General features: G+C 71.2%; 16 protein-coding genes and 1 riboswitch. Of the genes, 13 read left to right on the top strand and 3 right to left on the bottom strand.

Features of this window, described 5'->3' with window-relative positions:
• Positions 1-11: 11 nt before the first annotated feature.
• On the bottom strand, positions 12-923 hold the full coding sequence (locus AB0J91_RS18990; protein WP_363870413.1) for a LysR family transcriptional regulator: 912 nt from the start codon (positions 921-923) through the stop codon (positions 12-14).
• 895 nt (positions 924-1,818) lie between these two features.
• On the opposite strand from AB0J91_RS18990, the gene AB0J91_RS18985 reads away from it, so the two are divergent.
• Both AB0J91_RS18985 and AB0J91_RS18980 read left to right on the top strand, forming a co-directional pair.
• Positions 1,819-2,823: an IS200/IS605 family accessory protein TnpB-related protein gene (locus AB0J91_RS18985; RefSeq protein WP_363870410.1), complete on the top strand. Its 1,005-nt coding sequence runs from the start codon at positions 1,819-1,821 to the stop codon at positions 2,821-2,823.
• Between the two features lie 153 nt (positions 2,824-2,976).
• Positions 2,977-4,188, top strand: a complete 1,212-nt coding sequence (locus AB0J91_RS18980; protein ID WP_363870407.1) for an MFS transporter — start codon at positions 2,977-2,979, stop codon at positions 4,186-4,188.
• Here AB0J91_RS18980 and AB0J91_RS18975 read toward each other — a convergent pair.
• A complete protein-coding gene (locus AB0J91_RS18975) occupies positions 4,102-4,728 on the bottom strand; it encodes a LysE family translocator (RefSeq protein WP_363870404.1) in 627 nt (208 codons plus the stop codon). The two genes, AB0J91_RS18980 and AB0J91_RS18975, sit on opposite strands and share 87 nt — an antisense overlap.
• Positions 4,729-5,029: 301 nt before the next feature.
• Between AB0J91_RS18975 and AB0J91_RS18970 the strand changes: the two genes are divergently transcribed.
• The 3 genes from AB0J91_RS18970 to AB0J91_RS18960 all read left to right on the top strand — a co-directional run bounded on the left by AB0J91_RS18970 (position 5,030) and on the right by AB0J91_RS18960 (position 8,781).
• Complete coding sequence (locus tag AB0J91_RS18970; RefSeq protein WP_363870401.1) at positions 5,030-5,848, top strand: serine protease; 819 nt, start codon at positions 5,030-5,032, stop codon at positions 5,846-5,848.
• Between the two features lie 79 nt (positions 5,849-5,927).
• Positions 5,928-6,410, top strand: coding sequence for a GNAT family N-acetyltransferase (locus AB0J91_RS18965; RefSeq protein ID WP_363870398.1), 483 nt, complete (start codon positions 5,928-5,930; stop codon positions 6,408-6,410).
• Between the two features lie 116 nt (positions 6,411-6,526).
• Positions 6,527-6,715, top strand: a riboswitch (cobalamin riboswitch).
• A gap of 38 nt (positions 6,716-6,753) precedes the next feature.
• Entirely contained in the window at positions 6,754-8,781 is a 2,028-nt protein-coding gene (locus tag AB0J91_RS18960) for a putative cobaltochelatase (protein WP_363870395.1), read from the top strand.
• A gap of 381 nt (positions 8,782-9,162) precedes the next feature.
• On the opposite strand, the gene AB0J91_RS18955 is transcribed toward AB0J91_RS18960, so the two are convergent.
• Positions 9,163-10,323 (bottom strand): MFS transporter, encoded by a 1,161-nt coding sequence (locus AB0J91_RS18955; protein WP_363789068.1) that lies wholly within the window; start codon positions 10,321-10,323, stop codon positions 9,163-9,165.
• 285 nt (positions 10,324-10,608) lie between these two features.
• Between AB0J91_RS18955 and cobO the strand changes: the two genes are divergently transcribed.
• The 8 genes from cobO (at position 10,609) to AB0J91_RS18915 (ending at position 18,993) form a co-directional block, all read left to right on the top strand.
• Complete coding sequence (cobO, locus tag AB0J91_RS18950) at positions 10,609-11,223, top strand: cob(I)yrinic acid a,c-diamide adenosyltransferase (protein WP_132678014.1); 615 nt, start codon at positions 10,609-10,611, stop codon at positions 11,221-11,223.
• Positions 11,217-12,575: a cobyrinate a,c-diamide synthase gene (locus tag AB0J91_RS18945; RefSeq protein ID WP_363870393.1), complete on the top strand. Its 1,359-nt coding sequence runs from the start codon at positions 11,217-11,219 to the stop codon at positions 12,573-12,575. The genes cobO and AB0J91_RS18945 overlap by 7 nt, the downstream gene beginning before the upstream one ends.
• The gene (gene cobI, locus AB0J91_RS18940; protein ID WP_363789070.1) at positions 12,572-13,309 is read left to right on the top strand and encodes a precorrin-2 C(20)-methyltransferase; all 738 of its coding nucleotides are present in this window, start codon (positions 12,572-12,574) and stop codon (positions 13,307-13,309) included. The genes AB0J91_RS18945 and cobI overlap by 4 nt, the downstream gene beginning before the upstream one ends.
• Positions 13,303-14,562 (top strand): precorrin-4 C(11)-methyltransferase, encoded by a 1,260-nt coding sequence (gene cobM, locus AB0J91_RS18935; RefSeq protein WP_363870390.1) that lies wholly within the window; start codon positions 13,303-13,305, stop codon positions 14,560-14,562. Before cobI ends, cobM begins: the two co-directional genes overlap by 7 nt.
• Positions 14,546-15,709, top strand: coding sequence for a cobalt-precorrin-5B (C(1))-methyltransferase (locus tag AB0J91_RS18930; protein WP_363789072.1), 1,164 nt, complete (start codon positions 14,546-14,548; stop codon positions 15,707-15,709). The genes cobM and AB0J91_RS18930 overlap by 17 nt, the downstream gene beginning before the upstream one ends.
• Positions 15,694-16,893 carry a precorrin-6y C5,15-methyltransferase (decarboxylating) subunit CbiE gene (cbiE, locus tag AB0J91_RS18925; RefSeq protein ID WP_363789073.1) on the top strand — a complete coding sequence of 400 codons (1,200 nt, stop codon included), beginning with the start codon at positions 15,694-15,696 and terminating at the stop codon, positions 16,891-16,893. The genes AB0J91_RS18930 and cbiE overlap by 16 nt, the downstream gene beginning before the upstream one ends.
• A gap of 170 nt (positions 16,894-17,063) precedes the next feature.
• Positions 17,064-18,821: a precorrin-3B C(17)-methyltransferase gene (gene cobJ, locus AB0J91_RS18920; RefSeq protein WP_363870388.1), complete on the top strand. Its 1,758-nt coding sequence runs from the start codon at positions 17,064-17,066 to the stop codon at positions 18,819-18,821.
• Positions 18,811-18,993 (top strand): 4Fe-4S binding protein, encoded by a 183-nt coding sequence (locus AB0J91_RS18915; RefSeq protein WP_132620780.1) that lies wholly within the window; start codon positions 18,811-18,813, stop codon positions 18,991-18,993. Before cobJ ends, AB0J91_RS18915 begins: the two co-directional genes overlap by 11 nt.
• Positions 18,994-19,009 lie beyond the last annotated feature (16 nt).

Raw genomic sequence — 19,009 nt, 5'->3', positions numbered from 1 at the left:
GCAAGCACTGATCATGCCGGGGTCAGCCGCAGCCCGGGACCGAGTTCGCGGGCGAGTCCGGTGGCCAGGGTCCGGAAGGCGCGCACTTGCGGATCCTCGTCACCGGCGCGGCTGACCAGCACGCTGTGCTCCCACGGCGCGTCCGCCACCGGGACGCACCGGGTGCCGGGCCACGGGTAGAAGCGCTCGAAGGATTCCAGCGCCGAACCCGCGCCGCGTCCGGCGGCCGCGGTGGCGAGCACCTCGTGCGGGTTGACCGCGTCGTCCTGGCCGCAGCGCGGGGCCTCACCGCCCCGCGCGGCGGTGAAGTACAGGTAGTCGGTGAACGGGCGCGGCGTGCGCTCGGGCAGCCGGATGAACGGCAGGTCGAGCACGTCGGCCAGCCGCACCTCGGGCGCGTCGGCCAGCTCCCAGCGGGCCGGGACCACCACGATGCGCCGCTCGGTGGTCAGCACGTCGACCTCGACGCGCTCGTCCACCGGAGCCGGGCGCACGAAGGCCACGTCCACGCGGTGCTCCAGCAGCGCGGACACGTGCTCGGTGAAGTCCAGCGGCACCAGCCGCAGATCGATCTCCGGGTGGGCCATCCGGAACGCCTGCGCGGTCGCGGGCGTCAGCTCCGCCGAACCGTGTCCCATGACCCCGACCCGCAGCGTCCCGGGCTCGGCCGACGCCGCCTCGGCGACGTCCGCGCGAGCGAGGTCGGCGGCGGCGAGCAGCGCGCGGGCGTGCCGGGCGAGCCGGTGACCCGCGGGGGTCAGCCGCACCGGGTTGCGGTCCAGCAGCGGCGTCCCGAAGTCGTGCTCCAGCTGCTTGACGTGCTCGGTCACGGTCGCCTTGGCCAGGAACAACCGCTCGGCGGCCCGGCCGAAGTGCTCCTCCTCGGCCACCACCAGCAACGTCTCCAAGCGCCGCAACTCCATGCTGGCAACGTACGACCGGTTGCCCGAGGAGACCAGGCAATTGAGGCGCACTTTACGATGCGCATTCGAGACTCGAGCGGCCGCTTACTGAGCGTGCGCCAAACCCGTGGGTGTGGTCAGGGGTCCCCTGGAAGTATCCGTTTTGGGTAGCTGTTGATTTCGCACAGTGGGTTTCTCACCTCGCGCGTGCGGGTGTCGTCCAGTGGCAGTCTCGTTCGGCGGGTGTTCGGTGCATCTGAGTGACTTTCCGTTGCGGCGTCGTTATTTTCGTGTTGTCGATGTTCGCCGAGTCATCCGGGGGGTGGGTTGTGGCTGCACGGTTGCGAGCGATCGCCGAAACGTATGTCGCGAACGGCCCCACCGGCGTGAGTATCCGAACCCGCTTGAAGGGCATGACGCTCGGAGACGAGCGGGTGTTGCGTGCGGTCGGCGCGCATCTGGGGAGGCTTGCTTCCGGCGACCTGGCTGCCCGAGTCCGTGACGGACTAGGGCACAACAAGCATTCCTGGGCGGATCGCAAGCGGGCGGTCACTGCGGTTTCGTCGGCGCGATGGGCGGGCAGCGTCACCAAGTTCAGCAATGATCAATGGTCGTTGGCCCGTCGTAACCAGCTGGCGCAGCTTCGCAACCTAGCCGCAGGCATCGAGATGCTCAGCTACAGATTGTCGCTCGGGCTCGGTGAGAAGGGCGCGGCGGGGAAACCCGGTGGGTATCGGTCTGCCCAGGAGTGGTTTGCCAAATCTCGCCGTCTGGTCGCATTGCGGGCCCGCTGCACCCAACTTCAGTCGAATTGGGATTCCGGCCGTGTTTCGGTGGTGCGGGGCGGGCGGAAGCTGCTTCACCACCGGCATCACCTGGACCAAGCCGGGCTCAGCGAGGAGCAGTGGCGTGATCGGTGGGAGGCCGAACGCTGGTTTTTGCCGCGGATGGTGAGTCGGGCAAGAAGTACGGCAACGAAACGGTGCGCATCACCCCGGATGGTGAGGTGTCGATCCGGTTGCCCGCGCCGTTGGAACATCTCGCCAACGCACGCAACGGCCGGTATGTCTTGACCGCGATCGCGCGGTTCCAGCATCGCGGTGCGGAGTGGGCTGAGCGCATCGCTGGTGATCGGGCGGTGGCGTACCGGATTCAATACGACGCCACTCGTGGCCGCTGGTACGTGGGTGCGTCTTGGCAGCGCAGTCCAGCACCGTCGGTGCCGTTGGCCGTGTTGCGGTCTGGGCCGGTGATCGGGGTGGACACCAATGTTGATCACCTCGCCGCCTGGAAACTCGACCCCCACGGCAACCCGATGGGCCGACCGAAAACCTTCGGTTATGACCTTTCCGGCACAGCTGACCACCGCGACGCACAGCTGCGCCATGCCCTGTCCCAGGTCTTGCGTTGGGCCAGAAGTGAAGGTGTGCGGGCGATCGCGGTTGAAGACCTCGACTTCGGTGACTCGACGACTCGTGAGAAGCATGGCCGCAGGAAACGGTTCCGGCAGCTGATTTCCTGCATGCCCACTGGGAAGCTTGGTTCCCGGCTGGTGTCGATGGCCGCCGAGACCGGGGTCAGTGTGATCGCCGTGGACCCTGCCTACACCAGCAAGTGGGGCAACGAGCACTGGCGTGTGCCACTGTCCAGGAAGAAGCATGAGATCACCCGACACCACGCCGCGAGTGTGGCGATCGGGAGACGCGCCCTCGGGCACGGGATCAGGCGACGGGTGACACCGCCCCGGCACGACCAGAGCGATCGTGTCGGGCATCGGACCATCCAGGCCCAGCCTCGTACTCGTGGGTGGGAAGGAACCCGCCCCGACGCGACCGGGACGCGGACGCGATCCGTGCTGTCCGGCCGTCGAGCGAATGCGGGAACCCAGTTCGTCCAACACCGTTCGGGATGGACGCAGTAGTGGGACGTCCGATCATCATGGGGACGCCTGAACGCTGTTTAGGAACGGTAGACCGGGATCCTGTTTCCCGCCCGGTTGTGCCTGTCGTTCGGGAAATCCGAACGGTCGGTGTTTGGGGTGGGGGCTGCGCGTAGAACGTTAGGTGTGCGAAACGTGTGGTTGCCCGCTGCTCTGCTGTTGATGGTGGCCGGGTGGGGTGCGAACCAGTTCTCCCCGCTGCTGGGGGCGTACCGGGGCGAGCTGGGGCTGAGCCCGTCTGCGGCGACCGGGCTGCTCGCGCTCTACGTGGTCGGGCTGGTGCCCGGCTTGTTGTTCGGGGGTCCGCTGGCCGACCGGCGCGGGCGCAAACCGGTGGTGATCTGGGCGATCGTGCTCAGCGCCCTGGCCACCGTGGCGCTGATGCTCGGGGCGCACGTGGTGCCGTGGCTGATCGTCGGGCGGCTGATCGTCGGGGTGAGCACCGGTGCCGTGCTCGCCGCCGGGAGCGCCTGGGTGCGCGACCTGTCGCACCCGCCGTTCGGGACCGCGACCGAGGACGGCGCCGGTGCGCGCCGGGCCGGTGTGCTGCTGGCGGCCGGTTTCAGCATCAGCGGTGTGGTGTCCGCGCTGGTCGCGACCTGGGGCCCGTTCCCACTGGTGAGCGCCTACGTTCCGCACCTGATCCTGTGCGCGGTGACGCTGCCGCTGGCGCTGCGCTGCCCGGAGACGCGCATCGAGCCGACGGCCGGAGCACCGCGCGGCAGGGGAGCCCGCGATCCGCGGTTCCTGCGCCGGGTGGCGCCGGTGGCGCCGTGGATCTTCCTGTGCCCCACCGTCGGCTTCGCCGTGCTCCCGGCGGAGGTCACCGTCCACGCGCCCGGCTACGAGGTGCTCTACGCGGGGGTGTCGACGCTGTGCGCGCCCGGATTCGGTGCGATCGTGCAGCCCTGGGCTCGTCGGGTCGCCCGGCGCGGGGTGCGGGCGACGGCCGTGTTCGGGCTGCTGACCATCGCCGCCGGGCTCGTGCTGGCCGCCGTCGCGGCGTGGCAGGCGCAGCCGTGGCTGGGCCTGCTCGCCGCGCTGACGCTGGGCGCCGGCTACGGCTTCGTCTCGACCTACTGCCTGACCGTGGTCGGCCGCATCGCCGGACCGTCCGAGCTGGCCGGGCTGACCGCGATCATGTGGGTGCTGGCCTACCTGGGCTTCTGCACGCCGTTCGTGATCAGCCTGCTCTCGGGCGTGGTCGCGGTGCCGGTGGTGCTGCTCGTGCTGGCCGGACTGGCGCTGCTGACCCTGCTGTCAGCTCGCGACGAGACCGATCGAGATCGTCACGAAAGCCGTCGCGCTCAACGCGTCCAGCGACTTCGAGACGCGGGGGTTCTTTAGCCGGTCGGCGATCCCGGCGGCGGCCAGCACGATGGTGACCTCCCAGATCGCCGCCAGCACCAGGAACACCACGCCCAGCGCGACCAGCTGGAGCGCCGGCTGCGCGGACGAACCGACGAACTGCGGCAGGAACGCGAGGCTGAACAGCAGCATCTTCGGGTTGGTCAGGTTGCTGAGCAGGCCGCGCAGGTAGGGGTTGGCGTCCTCCGGCGGCGGAACGTCCAGCGAGCCGGACTCGCGCCTGGTCAACCAGTACCCGCGCACGATGGATCCCGCGAGGTAGAGCAGGTAGGCCGCGCCCACCCACTTCAGGGCCACGAGCACGCCCGGTGCGTTGGTGATCAGCGCACCCAGCCCGGAGATGACCAGCGCGACCTGCAGCGCGCTGGCGCTGTGGATTCCGGCCAGCGCCAGCAGTCCCGCCTTGCGGCCGTGGTTCAGCGATGTGCGCAGCAGCAGGAAGACGTCCACTCCCGGTGTGATGATCACGACCGCGCTCGCCAGCAGGAAGGCGGGCAGCGGCGTCGGGTCCAGGAGCACGGCGAATTCCTCTCCTCTTCGCGGGCAGCACGGGCTGCCGCATCGCTTGATCAGGTTCTTCTCGTCATCCGGTCAGGTGAGATCGGCCGATGCCGGTGGTGGAGGTGCCCCGGTTCCGCGATGCCCTGGGATGGAGGCGCGACTGTCAACGGCGACATTCGCGAAAGGATTTGCTTCCAGGATCAAGTTTAACGAAATATTTTCCTGCCAATCTGTGAGTTGCGACTCGTGATGTTTCGGTGTGCGGGTGAATACGGTGTGTCCGCTCCGCCGATGACCGCGACAGCTGGAGGCACCGACTTTGGGCCGCGACGAACAGGGACCCGCTGACAAGACCCGTGCGCTGCGCGCGCTCGCCATCGCCGGAGCGGTCACCGCTCTGGCGGGCGCGAACCCCGCCGCCCACGCGGACCCGGCGATCACCGGGGACGACCAGCCGCAATCCCGGATCCTCGGCGGCTCGGGCGCCACCACGAACGACGCGCCCTGGGTGGTCGCGCTGACCGACCGGTACGGCAACCAGTTCTGCGGCGGCACCCTGATCCGCGCGGGCGAGGTCGTCACCGCGGCGCACTGCGCGCACGATCCGCTCACAGGGGCCGAACGCTCGCCCGAGGACGTCCGCGTGGTCGCCGGGCGCACGGACCTGCGCAGCTCGCAGGGCAGCGAAGCCGAGGTGGACGACGTGTGGGTGCACCCGGGCTACGAGGACTTCACCACCGGCGACGACCTCGCCGTGCTCAAGCTCAACGCTCCGCTGCCGCAGCGCCCGCTGCCCGTGGTCGCGCCCGGTGAGACCGCGCCGTACGAGCCGGGCGCCATGGCCCGCGTCTACGGATGGGGCCGGACCAGCGAGAACGGTCCCAACTCGGACAGCTTGCGCTCCGTCGAGGTGCCCGTCGCCGCCGACGACGCCTGCCGCTCGGCCTACCCGAACTACGACCCGCGCAGCATGTTCTGCGCCGGGTACCCCGAAGGCGGGCGCGACGCCTGCGCGGGCGACTCCGGCGGGCCGATCGTCGCCGGCGGACGGCTCATCGGCGTGGTGTCCTACGGCACCGGCTGCGGTCGTCCCGGCACGCCCGGTGTCTACACCAGGCTGTCGAACTACCCGTTGTGAGCGGTCGGCGAGTGGTCTGCACAACTCCCGCCGCTGGCGAGTGCGGGAAACCGGGAAGTCCTGTGATATCCAGGTAAGGGTGACCCTTCAGCCGCTCGCGACCGCCGTGCAACGCGCCTACACCGCAGACCTCGACGCCTCCGACTTCTACCGGATGCTGCGGCTGCGGGTCGACGTCTTCGTCGTCGAGCAGGAATGCCCCTACCCCGAACTCGACGGGCGCGACCTGGAGGACTCCACCCGCCACTTCTGGGTCGACTCCGCCGACGACTACGTGCTCGGCTACCTGCGGCTGCTGGAAGACCCCGACGGCACCTACCGCATCGGCCGCGTCTGCACCGCCAAGAGCGCCCGCGGCTTGGGCATCGGCCGGAAGCTGATGCGCGCCGCCGTCGCCGAGGTGCAGAACTCGCCCGCCGTGCTGTCCGCCCAGACCTACGCCAAGGACTTCTACGCCTCCTTCGGCTTCGTGGCGACCGGGGAGGAATACCTCGAAGACGGCATCCCGCACGTCGACATGCGACGCGAACCCCGCCGCGCGGGGATCACCGCCGCTCGCTGAGGCGCCTTCGGGGATGCGGCGGAGCCGGTCGGTTTCCGCCACCCGCACCGCCGAGCAGAGCAACCACCACCACTCCGAACTGTGAGTTGCGGCGCCGGAAGGTTGGGCGCTTGATCGACGTCTGGGACGATGTCGGTGAATCCGTTTGCAAGGGGTGTTGGCAGGAAGCCGGTGCGAGTCCGGCACGGTCGGCGCCACTGTGACCGGGGAGCGGACCTCCCGCGCGAGCCACCGGGGTGACCTGGGAAGGCCGGAGGGACGTGACGATCCGGGAGTCAGGACACTGCGGCCCCTTGTTCCCGACAGCGGGGCGTCCGCACCCCGAGGAAGGAACCACACCGGCATGTCCGCTGCCCCTCGCTTCCCCTTCTCCGCCGTGGTCGGCCACGACGATCTGCGGCTCGCGCTGCTGCTCAACGCGGTGCACCCGCGCATCGGCGGTGTTCTGGTGCGCGGTGAGAAGGGCACGGCCAAGTCGACCGTGGTGCGCGCCCTCGCCTCGCTGCTGCCGTCGTTGGACGTCGTCGACGACTGCCGCTTCGGCTGCGACCCCGCCGCGCCCGACCCGCAGTGCCCCGACGCGCCGCACGGCGCCACCGCCACCCGGCGGCCCGCGCAGCTCGTCGAACTGCCCGTCGGCGCCACCGAAGACCGGCTCATCGGCTCGCTCGACCTCGAACGCGCGCTGACCGAAGGCGTCCGCGCCTTCCAACCCGGCCTGCTCGCCGGAGCGCACCGCGGCGTGCTCTACGTCGACGAGGTCAACCTGCTGCACGACCACCTCGTGGACCTGCTGCTCGACGCCGCCGCCATGGGCCGCGCCCACGTCGAGCGCGACGGCGTGTCCGTCTCGCACGCCTCGTCGTTCCTGCTGGTCGGCACCATGAACCCGGAGGAAGGTGAACTCCGGCCGCAGCTGCTCGACCGCTTCGGGCTCACCGTGCAGGTCGCCGCCTCCCGCGAGGTCGGCACCCGCACGGAGGTCGTCCGCCGCCGGCTCGCCTTCGAATCCGACCCCGCCGGGTTCGCCGCCCAGTGGGCCGAGGCGGACGCCGAACTCGCCGAGCACATCCGCGCCGCCCGCGCCCGCGTCGAGAACGTCGTGCTGCCCGACTCCGAACTGCGCCGGATCTCCGCGCTGTGCGCGGCCTTCGACGTCGACGGCATGCGCGCCGACCTGGTGCTGGCGCGCACCGCCATCGCCCACGCCGCCTGGCGCGGCGCCGACGCCGTCAGCGAGGAGGACGTGGAAGCCGCAGCCCGCCTGGCCCTGCCGCACCGGCGCCGTCGCGACCCGTTCGACGAACCCGGCATGGCCGAGGACCAGCTGCAGCAAGCCCTCTCCGACGCCGCCGAGCAGGCCGACGACCAGCCGCCGGAAGATCCCGACGACGACCCCGACGGAGGACCCGACGGCGGTCCCGGTGGAGGCGGCGAACCCCAGGACGAGCCCACCGGACCCACCGGCGGCGGAGGCGGCGAGGAGCAGGACCAGCAGCCCGGTGGCGGTGACTCCGAACGCGCCCCCGTCGGCGCCGGGCAGTCGTTCCGCGCCCGGTTGCTGGAAGTGCCCGGACTCGGCGAAGGCGCACCCGGCCGCCGGTCCCGCGCGCGCTCCCGCAGCGGGCGCACCACCCGCGCCACCACCGCCGGCGGCCACGGCCTGCACGTGACCGCCACCCTCGCCGCGGCCGCGCCCCACCAAGCCGCGCGCGGACGCAGCGGGCCCGGCCTCGTCCTGCGCTCCGACGACGTCCGCCGATCCCTGCGCGAAGGCCGTGAGGGCAACCTCGTGCTCTTCGCCGTCGACGCCTCCGGCTCGATGGCCGCCCGCGACCGGATGACCGCCGTCAGCGGCGCCGTCCTGTCCCTGCTGCGCGACGCCTACCAGCGGCGCGACAAGGTCGGCGTGATCACCTTCCGCGGCGACAAGGCCGAAGTCGCCCTGCCGCCCACCTCCTCGGTCGACGTCGCCGCCGCCCGCCTCCGCCGGATGCGCACCGGCGGGCGCACCCCGCTCGCCGACGGACTGCTGCGCACCAAGCACCTCATCCAGACCGAGAGCACCCGCGACCCGCAGCGCCGACCGCTCGTCGTGCTGCTCACCGACGGCAAGGCCACCGTCGGCGTCCAAGGCGCCACCGGAAGCAAGCAGGCCGTCGACGACGCCCTGCGCGCGGCACGCGTGCTCGCCGATACCGGAACCGCCTCCGTGGTCGTCGACTGCGAGAACGGTCCCGTCAAGCTCGGACTGGCGAACCAGGTGGCCACAGCCTTGGGCGGACCCAGCCTGCGGCTCGAAGAGCTCTCCGCCGAACACGTCGCCGGAGTCGTGCGCGCCGTCAGCGGTGACAGCGGGTTGGCGGCTTAGTCTCGTTTTGGTTACGAGATTCAACCCTGTGAGTACCGACCCATCGGTCGGATTGGTACGGTGACCACCAGTCCACCTGACCCCCAGGGGTGGACCTCCAAAGTGCCCCGCGCTCCCAGCGACCCCCAGGCCGGTTGAGCGCGGGGCTCTTTCTTTTGTTGGTTTGTTGGTCGTTTTGCGGGGCGGTGCGGGTAGGGGAACCTGAGCGGTGCTGTGGACTCCGCGCGCCACTCCTGATGTCTTCCGCTTACCCCAGGGGTGGACATCGGCGTCGCGGCGTGCTCGCCACAGCACCGCTCAGAACCCCCGGCGGTGCAGGTTGCTCAGGTGGTGAAGGAGAAAGCGACTTCGTCGCTTGCCTGACGTTCGTGTTTTTGCGGTTCAGGCTGGGGTTGGTTGTTTTTGGTGGTAGCGGTGTCTTGCGTAGGTGGCTGTGGTTACCAGGGGGATGGCCACTGCTCCTGCTGTGATGAAGAGGATCGTGTAGTTGCCGTGGTCCGCTAGGGGTCCTGCTGCTGCGGAGGCTGCTGCGCTGCCCAGGAAAAGGGCGCAGGCGAAGAGGGCCACCGCGGTTCCCCTTGCTTCCGGGGCCACCGATGTGGCCCAGGCCTGCAGGGAGGAGTGCATGAAGGACCAGCCTCCGCCCAGCAGGAGGGCTGTGACGATCACCGTGGCCAGGTTCGTGTCCAGGGAGACCAGGGCGTAGCCGACGATCATCTGCGTGCCGCCGATGGCGATCAAGCGGGGGACCGGGACCTTCGAGTTGATGGCCTTGACGACCCTGGAGAACACCAGCACGCCCACGCCGTAGGCGCCCGTGGCCAAGCCCGCCACCGCGACGTCCAGGCCCTCGTTGACCAGCGCCGACGCCAGGAAGGTCATGGTGCCCAGCAGCACCGCGCCCTCCACGAAGACCAGGCCGAACACCAGCAGCGCCCAGCGGTTGCGCAGGACTCCGCCGATGTGGGAACCCACGCCGCCCGACACCGCCGCGCGGTCGGGTTCCGCAAGACCGCGCAGCAGCAGCGCGCAGATCGCCGCGCACAGGGCCGGGACCGCGAAGACCACGCGCCAGTCCAGCCAGTGGGCCAGCACGCCGCCGACCGCCGTCGCCATGGCCGTGCCCACCGCCTGTGCGGCCATCAGATCCGACAGCGCGCTCTGGCGCTTCTGCTGGGAGACCGTGTCGCCGACGTACGTGAGCGTCGTCGGGACCACCGCGCCCATGAACGCCCCCGCCAGGACCCGCGCCGCGATCAGCACCGGCAGCGTCGGCGCGAACGTCGAGATCAGGCCCGTGGCGGCCGCCGCCAGCAGCGTGGCGCGCATGATCGGGATCCGGCCGAAGCGGTCCGAGAGGATCCCCCACAGCGGCTGCGAGAGCCCGTAGGCCAGGAAGTAGCCGCTGGCGACCGTGACCGCAGAGGCGATCGGGACGTGCATGCTCAGCGCGATCAGCACCAGCATCGGGGTCACGGCGAACCGGTCGAAACTGCTGATGAACGAGGCTGCGGAGAGCACCAGAGGCGGCCTGGTGGGCATGCGGCGGCTCCTAGTTCTGGGACGCTCGTCCATCTTCACGCGCCGAACGCCGGTTGAAGCGGTGAAGTTGCCCACCTCATGCGGGGCCGTGCGCTGGGACCTTCGCATTTCGGCCACCTGAGCAACTCGCACCGCCGCGGGTTCTCACGCGTCGTCTGGGGAGGACAGCCGCAGTGCCGTGCATTGGCATGCATCAGTCGCGGATCCCGGAGCCAGGGGGCGTGTGAGGTTCCGCTACCTGCACCGCCACGCAGGTCACTGTTAGCAACCTCTTAGGGTCAGTGCATGCCTCAGGGACAGCCTTCTTCCGTGCCAGCTGATGGACTGACCACTCGCCAGCGCCGCAACCGGCCGTTGGTCGTCGTGCACACCGGTGAGATGAAGGGGAAGTCCACGGCCGCCTTCGGGCTCGCGCTGCGCGGCTGGAACCAGGGCTGGTCCATCGGGGTCTTCCAGTTCGTCAAGTCCGCCAAGTGGAAGGTCGGCGAGGAGTCGGCGTTCCGCGCGCTCGGCAAGGTCCACGAGGACACCGGCGAAGGTGGCCCCGTCGAGTGGCACAAGATGGGCGAGGGCTGGTCCTGGACCCGCAAGAAGGGCACCGAGGAAGACCACGCCGCCGCGGCGCTCGAAGGCTGGCAGGAGATCTCCCGCCGCCTCGACGAGCAGCGCCACGGCCTCTACGTGCTCGACGAGTTCACCTACCCGCTGCACTGGGGCTGGGTGGACGTCGACGAGGTCGTCGCCAAGCTGCGCGAGCGCGAAGGCCACCAGCACGTCATCATCACCGGTCGCTACGCGCCGCAGGCGCTGATCGACGCCGCCGACCTCGTGATGGAGACCGGCAAGGTCAAGCACCCCATGGACGCCGGGCAGAAGGGCCAGAAGGGCATCGAGTGGTGAACCTCGATCGGGTGGTCTTCGCCGCTCCGGGTTCGGGGCAGGGCAAGACCACCGTGGTCACCGGCCTGCTCGGTGCGCTGCGCCGACGCGGCGATCGCGTCGCGCCCTTCAAGGTGGGGCCCGACTACATCGATCCGGGCTACCACCGGCTCGCCGCCGAGCGGACCGCGCGCAACCTCGATCCGGTGCTCGTCGGAGCCGACCGCATCGCGCCGCTGCTGCACCACGGATCCGCGGGTGCCGACATCGCCGTGGTGGAAGGCGTGATGGGCCTGTTCGACGGGCGCATCGGCGGCGACGAGGAGCTGGCCTTCGGCTCCACCGCGCACGTCGCGCAGCTGATCGACGCTCCGGTCGTGCTCGTCGTCGACGCCAAGGGGCAGAGCCACAGCCTCGCCGCGCTGCTGCACGGCTTCCGCGGCTACCGGCCGCAGGTGAAGGTCGCCGGCGTGGTGCTCAACCGCGTCGGCTCACCGCGCCACGAGCAGGTGCTGCGCGCGGCGGCAGACAACGCGGGCTTACCGGTGCTGGGTGCGATCCCGCGCACCGACGACCTCGAAGTCCCCTCGCGGCACCTGGGACTGGTCACCGCCGTCGAGCACGGCGCCGAAGCGCTGCGCGCCGTGGAGGCGATGACCGATGTGATCGAGCGATCCGTGGACCTCGACGCCGTCGCCGCGCTCGCCGGCACCGCCGGTGACCTGCCCGGATCCGCCTGGGATCCAGGTGCCGAAGCGCAGCCGCAGGGCCGGCCGGTGGTCGCCGTGGCGGGCGGGCACGCGTTCAGCTTCGGCTACGCCGAGCACGTCGAACTCCTCGAAGCCGCCGGTGCCGAGGTCGCCCTCGTCGACCCGCTGCGCGATGAACGACTTCCCGACCGGACCGCCGGACTGGTGCTGCCGGGCGGGTTCCCGGAGCAGCACGCCTCCGCGCTGTCGGCGAACACCGCGCTGCGCAACGAGATCCGCGCTCTCGCCGCAGGTGGAGCCCCGGTGCACGCCGAGTGCGGTGGGCTGCTCTACCTCGGCGAGGAGCTCGACGGCGAACCCATGTGCGGGGTGCTGCCGGTGCGCGCGGCCATGTCGCCGCGACTGACTCTGGGATACCGAGACGCCGTCGCCGCCACCGAATCCCCGCTGTTCGCCGAGGGAGCCCGCATCAGCGGGCATGAATTCCACCGCACCGCAACCGAACCCGGCCACGGCGAGAGTCCCGCGTGGTTCTGGCGCGGACCCGCCGGGGCGCACCGCGAGGGGTTCGTCCACGGCGGGGTGCACGCCTCCTACCTGCACACCCATCCGGCCGGAAACCCCGGTTCGGTAGCCCGATTCGTCACGAGGTGCCTGCGATGAGACTCGTCGGTGTCGGGGTCGGCCCCGGCGATCCGGAAATGCTGACCCTGGCCGCGCTGCGCGAGATCCGCGAAGCCGACACCGTGTACGTGCCCGTCCTCGCGCCCGACGAGCAGGGCCGCGCGGAGGCCATCGTGCGCGCCCACCTGGGCGAGGACGAGCGGGTGCGGCGGCTGGTGTTCGCCCTCGCCGACCCGGTCGACGGGCCGCAGGACCGGCGCCGCAGGCACTGGGACGACGCGGCCGAGACCGTCGCGAAGCGACTGCGTGATCAGGGCGGCACGGTGGTCTTCGCCACCTTGGGCGACCCCGCCGTGTACTCGACGTTCAGCTATCTGGCAGCGGCCGTCGCGGAGCTGTTGTCCGAGGTCGAGATCGTGACGGTGCCCGGCATCACCGCGATGCAGGCGACCGCGTCGCATGCGGGCATCGCGCTCACCGAGGGCTCGGAGCAACTCACCGTGATTCCCATGCTGCGGGATGTCACCGCGCTGCGGGAGGCGTTGCGAGCGCGCGGTACGGTCGTTGCCTACAAAGGCGGGCGACGCCTGGGTGAGCTGCGCGACGCGATCGACGACTGCGGAGCTCTGGACCGCTCGGTCTACGCCGAGCACCTGGGCACGCCGGATGCGCGGGTACTACCGCTTGCCGAAGTGTCCGATGTGGACGATGCGCCTTACTTGTCGACAGTGGTAGTGCTGCCACCCCGAGGCGGAAGAGGAGAGCAATGGTGACTGGCCGGATCTCGTTCATCGGCGCCGGACCCGGCGCGGCCGACCTGATCACGGTCCGCGGCGCCAAGCGAATCGCCGAAGCCGACATCGTGGTCTGGGCCGCGAGCCTGGTCACGCCGGAGTGCGTGCAGGAGCACGCCCGTCCCGATGCCGAGCTCGTCGACTCCTCCCGGCTCACCCACGAGCACGCGGTGGAGATCTACCGGCGCGCCGAGCGCGACAAGCTCAACGTCGCGCGCGTGCACTCCGGAGACCCGTCGCTGTGGGGTGCGGTCCAGGAGCAGTACGACGCCGCGGTCCGGATGAACGTCGAGGTGGAGATCGTGCCCGGCGTTCCCGCCTTCTCCGCAGCAGCGGCGGCGATCGGCCGCGAGCTGACCGTCCCCGAGGTCGCGCAGTCGCTGGTGCTGACCCGCCTGGAGGGCGGCAAGACGCCGATGCCCGACGGCGAGAAGGTGCGCGAGTTCGCCAAGCACGGCACCACGATGGCGCTGTTCCTGTCCGCCGCGCGCACCGGCCAGCTGGTCGAGGAGCTGCGCGCGGGCGGCTACCCGGACGACACGCCGGTGCTGGTGGCCTACAAGGTGACCTGGCCGGACGAACTGCTGGTGCGCAGCACGCTCGGCGAGCTCGAAGCCGACTGCAAGAAGCACAAGCTGTGGCGGCACACGCTGTTCATCATCGGCAAGGGCCTCACCGCGGGCGGCACCCGCTCGCACCTGTACCACGCGGGCCACTTCCACACCTACCGCAAGGCCGACAAGGAAGCCCGTCGCGCGCTGCGCGCCGAGCGCTCCGTCCGCCGCGTCGAGAAGCCGCGCGAGCAGCCCGAGGAGAGCGACCCGGCCAAGCTCAAGGAGTCCGAGGAGGCCAAGCTCCGGGAGTCCGACGCGGCGTGGTGGGCCGTGCGGGACTGGCAGGAGAGCGCGCGCGGCGCAGCGCGTTTCGGCGCGAACCGCTCGATCCCGATCCCGCACGTCGACGAATCGCAGTCGCAGCTGTTCGCCGAGGAGCCCGCCGAGCCCGAACCGGTTGCGCCGAAGCAGGAGCCGGCCGCGTCGAGCACCACGACCGCTCAGGCCACCACCACGACCGGCACCACTGGCAAGGCGACGACCGGCACCACGCGCAAGTCGACCGGGGCGAAGTCCAGCTCGACCAAGCGCAAGGCTCCGGCCAAGCCGAGCACGGCGAAGAGCAAGCAGCCTGCCAAGCGCAAGCCCGCGGCGAAGCCGGATGAGCAGTCAGAGTGATCCGCAGCCGCCGCTGCGCGAGCCGGACCTCCCGCGCACGGCGAAGGTCCGGCCCAAGGCGCTGCGCACCGGTTTCACCACCGGAGCCTGCTCAGCGGCGGCGGCCCGAGCGGCGGCCGAACTGCTGGTCACCGGGGAGCTCCCGGGCACCGTGGACATCGGCTTCCCGGACGGCAAGCGCCGCCGGTTCCAGGTCGATTCCGGCAGCGCCGAACCGGCGACCGCCGTGGTCGTCAAGGACGCGGGCGACGACCCCGACGTCACGCACGGCGCCCGGCTGACGGTCAGCGTCGTGCCTCGCGAGGACGGCGAGGTCGTGCTGCACGGCGGCGAGGGCGTCGGGACCGTCACCAAGCCCGGTCTGGGCCTGGAGGTCGGTGGTCCGGCGATCAACCCGGTGCCCCGGCAGATGATCGGCGACGCCGTGCGCGAGGTGCTCGGCGAGCGCGGCGCCGACGTCACGATCACCGTGCCCGGCGGCGAGAAGATGGCCTACAAGACCACCAACCGGCGGCTGGGCATCTTCGGCGGCATCTCGATCCTCGGCACCACCGGCATCGTCCGGCCGTTCTCCACCGCCTCGTGGCGGTCCAGCGTCGAGCAGGCCGTGTCGGTGCTCTCCGCGCAGCAGGGCCGGGTGGCCGTGCTGTCCACCGGCGGGCGCACCGAGCGGGTCGCGATGCGGCTGCTGCCCGACGAGCCCGAGGTGGCCTTCATCGAGGTCGGCGACTTCACCGGCGCCGCCGTGCGCCGGGCCGTGGAGCACGGGCTGGACGAGGTCGTGTTCGTCGGCATGATCGGCAAGCTCACCAAGCTCGCCTCCGGTGTCGTCATGACCCACTACACGCGGTCCAAGGTGGACACCGGACTGCTGGGGCGGCTGACCGCGGAGTTCGGCGGCAGCGAGCAGGACGTGGCCGAGGTCAGCGAGGCCGCCACCGCCCGCCGCGCGTACGAGGTGTGGCAGCGCGGTGACTGCTTCTCGGCGTGTGCGCACCGGTTGTGCGACCTGGTGGCAGCAGTATTGGAGCGGTTCAGCGAGGAGTGCGGTCGCAAGCTGCGTGTTCGGGTCGCCATGGTCGACTTCGAGGGTGAGCACGTGGTCGCGGCCACCGAGGCGAGGTGGGTGACGTGGCAGTCACGGTGATCGGGGTCGACGGAGCAACGCTGCCGCCGGGCGGTGCCGAGGCTTTGGAGCAGGCGCGACTGGTCGTGGGAGGCAAGCGGCACCTCGACGCGCATGCCCCCGACCAGGCGAAGCGGCTCGAACTCGGGCCTCTGGAACCGGCTCTGAACGCGTTGTCCGCGCTGTCCGGGAACGAGCAGGGCGTGGTGCTGGCCTCCGGTGACCCGGGGTTCTTCGGTGCCGTGCGCGCGCTGCGGGAGCGCGGTGTCCGGTGCGCGGTGCTGCCCGCGACCTCCAGCGTGCAGCGGCTGATGGCGCGCGCGGGACGGTCCTGGGACGACGTCGTGGTGGTCAGCGCCCACGGGCGTGACCTGGGTGCGGCGATCAACGTGTGCCGGGCGCGCCCGGCGGTGGCGGTGCTGACCGCGCCGAAGTCGGGTCCGGCGCAGATCGCGTCGGGGCTGGCCGGGTGGCGGCGCACCATGATCGTCGGCGAGGACCTGGGCGGGCCGAACGAGTCGGTGGTGACCATCGATCCGGCGGACGCGGCCAAGCGCAGCTGGTTCGAGCCGAACGTGGTGCTGTGCCTGGCGGATGCCGACGAGGTGCCCTCGCGCGGCTGGATCGCCGGCGGTGAGCCGGTTCCGCCGGCCACCGGCTGGGCGCTGTCGGAGGACGAGTTCTCGCACCGCGACGGCATGATTACCAAGGCCGAGGTGCGCGCCGTGGCGCTGGCCAAGCTCGCGCCGTCTCCCGGCACTCTGGTCTGGGACGTCGGCGCCGGGTCGGGTTCGGTGGCGGTGGAGTGCGCCCGGATGGGCGCGGCGACCATCGCGATCGAGTCCGATGAGGCCCAGGTGGTCCGGATGGTCACCAACGCGGCAGGTCACGGCGTTGACGTGCGCATCGAGGAGGGCAAGGCCCCGCAGGCGCTGCGCGAGCTGCCCAAGCCGGACTCGATCTTCGTGGGAGGTGGCGGCAACGAGGTCGTCACCGCCTGCGCTCACGCGGGAGCCTCCCGCGTCGTGGTCGCCCTGGCGGCCCTGGACCGGGTCGCGCCGACCCGCGAGACGCTGCGTTCGGCGGGCTACGAGGTCGAGGGCGTCCAGCTCGCGGCCTCCCGCCTGGCGGAACTCCCGGACGGCTCTTCCAGGCTGGAAGCGGCCAATCCCGTGGTCCTCATCTCCGGCCGCAAGAAGGCGTGATCCCGGGCGTCTCGGTGCCGTGTTGCGAGGCAGCGGGCGGTTCTGGTCCGAACTGACCGGGCAGAACGGATATTGATCATGGGCGGTTCGGACCAGAACGGCCCGGTCCGGGAGTGTCGTAGGGTGTTTTCACCCGATCCGGGCATATGACGACGAAAAGGGGAGTAGCAGTGATCGGTCTGTTCGCGGTGACCGCGGCGGGACGGCGGGCGGCCGCCGAACTCGCCGGACGGCTGGGGCCGGAGGCCCTGGTCGCCGACGGTCCGATCGGACCGGCCGTCCGACGCCTCTGGGACCACCTCGACGCCGCCGTGTTCTTCCTGGCCAGCGGCGCCACGATCCGGCTGGTCGCGCCGCTGCTGCAGGACAAGCACACCGACCCCGGCATCGTCAGCGTCGACGAGGCGCAGCGCTTCGCCATCGCCCTGACCGGAGGTCACGGCGGCGGCGCGAACGCGCTGGCCGAGCAGGTCGCCGACATCTTCGGCTGCACCCCGGTGATCACCACCGCCACCGACTCCACCGGCACGACCGCGCTCGACGAGCTCGTCGAGCAGCTCGACGCCACCGTCGACGGTGACCTGCCGTCCTGCGGCGTGGCGATCCTCGACGGCGAACCGGTCCAGCTGGTCAACCCGCACGGCTTCCCGCTCCCGGCGCTGCCGCCCAACGTCGGCGCCGACGTCGCGAACCCGCGGTGGACGGTGGTGATCGACGACCGCCGCCCGACCGAGGACGAGGAGCGCACGCTGCGCCTCGTCCCGCGCACGCTGGTCGTCGGAGTCGGCTCCGCCCGCGGTGTGTCGCGCACGGCGGTCGCCGAGACCATCGCCCGGCTCGACAGCGAGCACGGCCTGGACCCGCGCGCCATCCGCGCCTTCGCCAGCGTCGACCTCAAGGCCGACGAGGCAGGCATCCTCGACGCGGTGCAGGACCTGGGCTTCTGGCACTCCAAGGACGGCGGCGACGAGCTGTCCCTGCTGACCTACCCGGCCGAGGTGCTGGCCGGGGTCGAGGTGCCCAACCCGAGCGAGGTGGTGCGCAGCGAGGTCGGCACGCCCAGCGTCGCCGAGGCCTCCGCGCTGCACGCCGCCGACGAGCTCGCCTACGGCGCCCCGGTCGAGCTGGTCGCGGACAAGATCAAGGGTGACAACGTCACCGTCGCCGCCGCCCGGATCAGCCCGCGCGGCAGGCTCGCCATCGTCGGCATCGGGCCCGGTGCCCCCGACCTGCGCACGCCGCGCGCGGACGCCGAGCTGCGCCGCGCGTCGGTGGTCGTCGGCCTCGACCAGTACCTCGACCAGGTCCGGCACCTGCTGCGGCCCGGCACCGAGGAGCGCGCCACCGGCCTGGGCGCCGAGGAGGCTCGCGCGGCCGAGGCGGTCGAGCTGGCCAAGCAGGGCCGCGCGGTCGCGCTGATCGGTTCCGGCGACGCGGGCGTGTACGCGATGGCCAGTCCGGCGCTGGAGAAGGCCGACGTGGACATCGAGGTCGTCGGCGTTCCGGGCGTGACCGCCGCGCTGTCGGCATCGGCGCTGCTGGGTGCCCCGCTCGGCCACGACCACGCGCTGATCAGCCTGTCCGACCTGCACACGCCGTGGGAGATGATCGAGCGCCGGGTCCGCGCCGCCGCCGAAGGCGACCTGGTGGTCTGCTTCTACAACCCGCGTTCGGTGCAGCGCCACTGGCAGCTGGGCCGCGCTCTGGAGATCCTCGCCGAGCACCGCCCGGCGACGACCCCGGTCGGCGCGGTCCGCCAGGCCAGCCGCGCGGACCAGAAGGTCTGGTGCGCCTCGATCGACGAGTTCGACCCGGCGGACGTGGACATGTTCACCACGGTCGTCGTCGGGTCCTCGCAGTCCACTGTGGTCGGTCGCCGGATGGTCACCCCGCGCGGCTACCGCTGGATGGCGGGCGATGTCCGTTGATCCGCTGACCATCACCGACGCCTGCACCGCCTGCGGCGCGTGCCTGCTCACCTGCCCGGAACACGCCCTCCGCCCGGCCCCGGGCCGCCCCTACGTGCTCGCCGAAGCCTGCACGTCCTGCGGCGAATGCGTCGAGATCTGCCCCAGAGACGCCATCGACCTCCTGCGCTGATCGCGTTGGGAGTGGG

The organism is Saccharopolyspora sp. NPDC049357 (genome assembly GCF_040677225.1).
Lineage (GTDB): Bacteria > Actinomycetota > Actinomycetes > Mycobacteriales > Pseudonocardiaceae > Saccharopolyspora.
Note: the sequence above shows the minus strand (reverse complement) of the source record. Positions and strands in the feature narration are given on the sequence as shown.

Coding starts and splice junctions, on each gene's coding strand:
- cobM (WP_363870390.1), top strand. CDS start 13,303: ATGGTGACTGGCCGGATCTCGTTCATCGGCGCCGGACCCGGCGCGGCC.
- AB0J91_RS18990 (WP_363870413.1), bottom strand. CDS start 923: ATGGAGTTGCGGCGCTTGGAGACGTTGCTGGTGGTGGCCGAGGAGGAG.
- AB0J91_RS18955 (WP_363789068.1), bottom strand. CDS start 10,323: ATGCCCACCAGGCCGCCTCTGGTGCTCTCCGCAGCCTCGTTCATCAGC.
- AB0J91_RS18915 (WP_132620780.1), top strand. CDS start 18,811: ATGTCCGTTGATCCGCTGACCATCACCGACGCCTGCACCGCCTGCGGC.
- cobO (WP_132678014.1), top strand. CDS start 10,609: ATGCCTCAGGGACAGCCTTCTTCCGTGCCAGCTGATGGACTGACCACT.
- AB0J91_RS18930 (WP_363789072.1), top strand. CDS start 14,546: ATGAGCAGTCAGAGTGATCCGCAGCCGCCGCTGCGCGAGCCGGACCTC.
- AB0J91_RS18960 (WP_363870395.1), top strand. CDS start 6,754: ATGTCCGCTGCCCCTCGCTTCCCCTTCTCCGCCGTGGTCGGCCACGAC.
- cobI (WP_363789070.1), top strand. CDS start 12,572: ATGAGACTCGTCGGTGTCGGGGTCGGCCCCGGCGATCCGGAAATGCTG.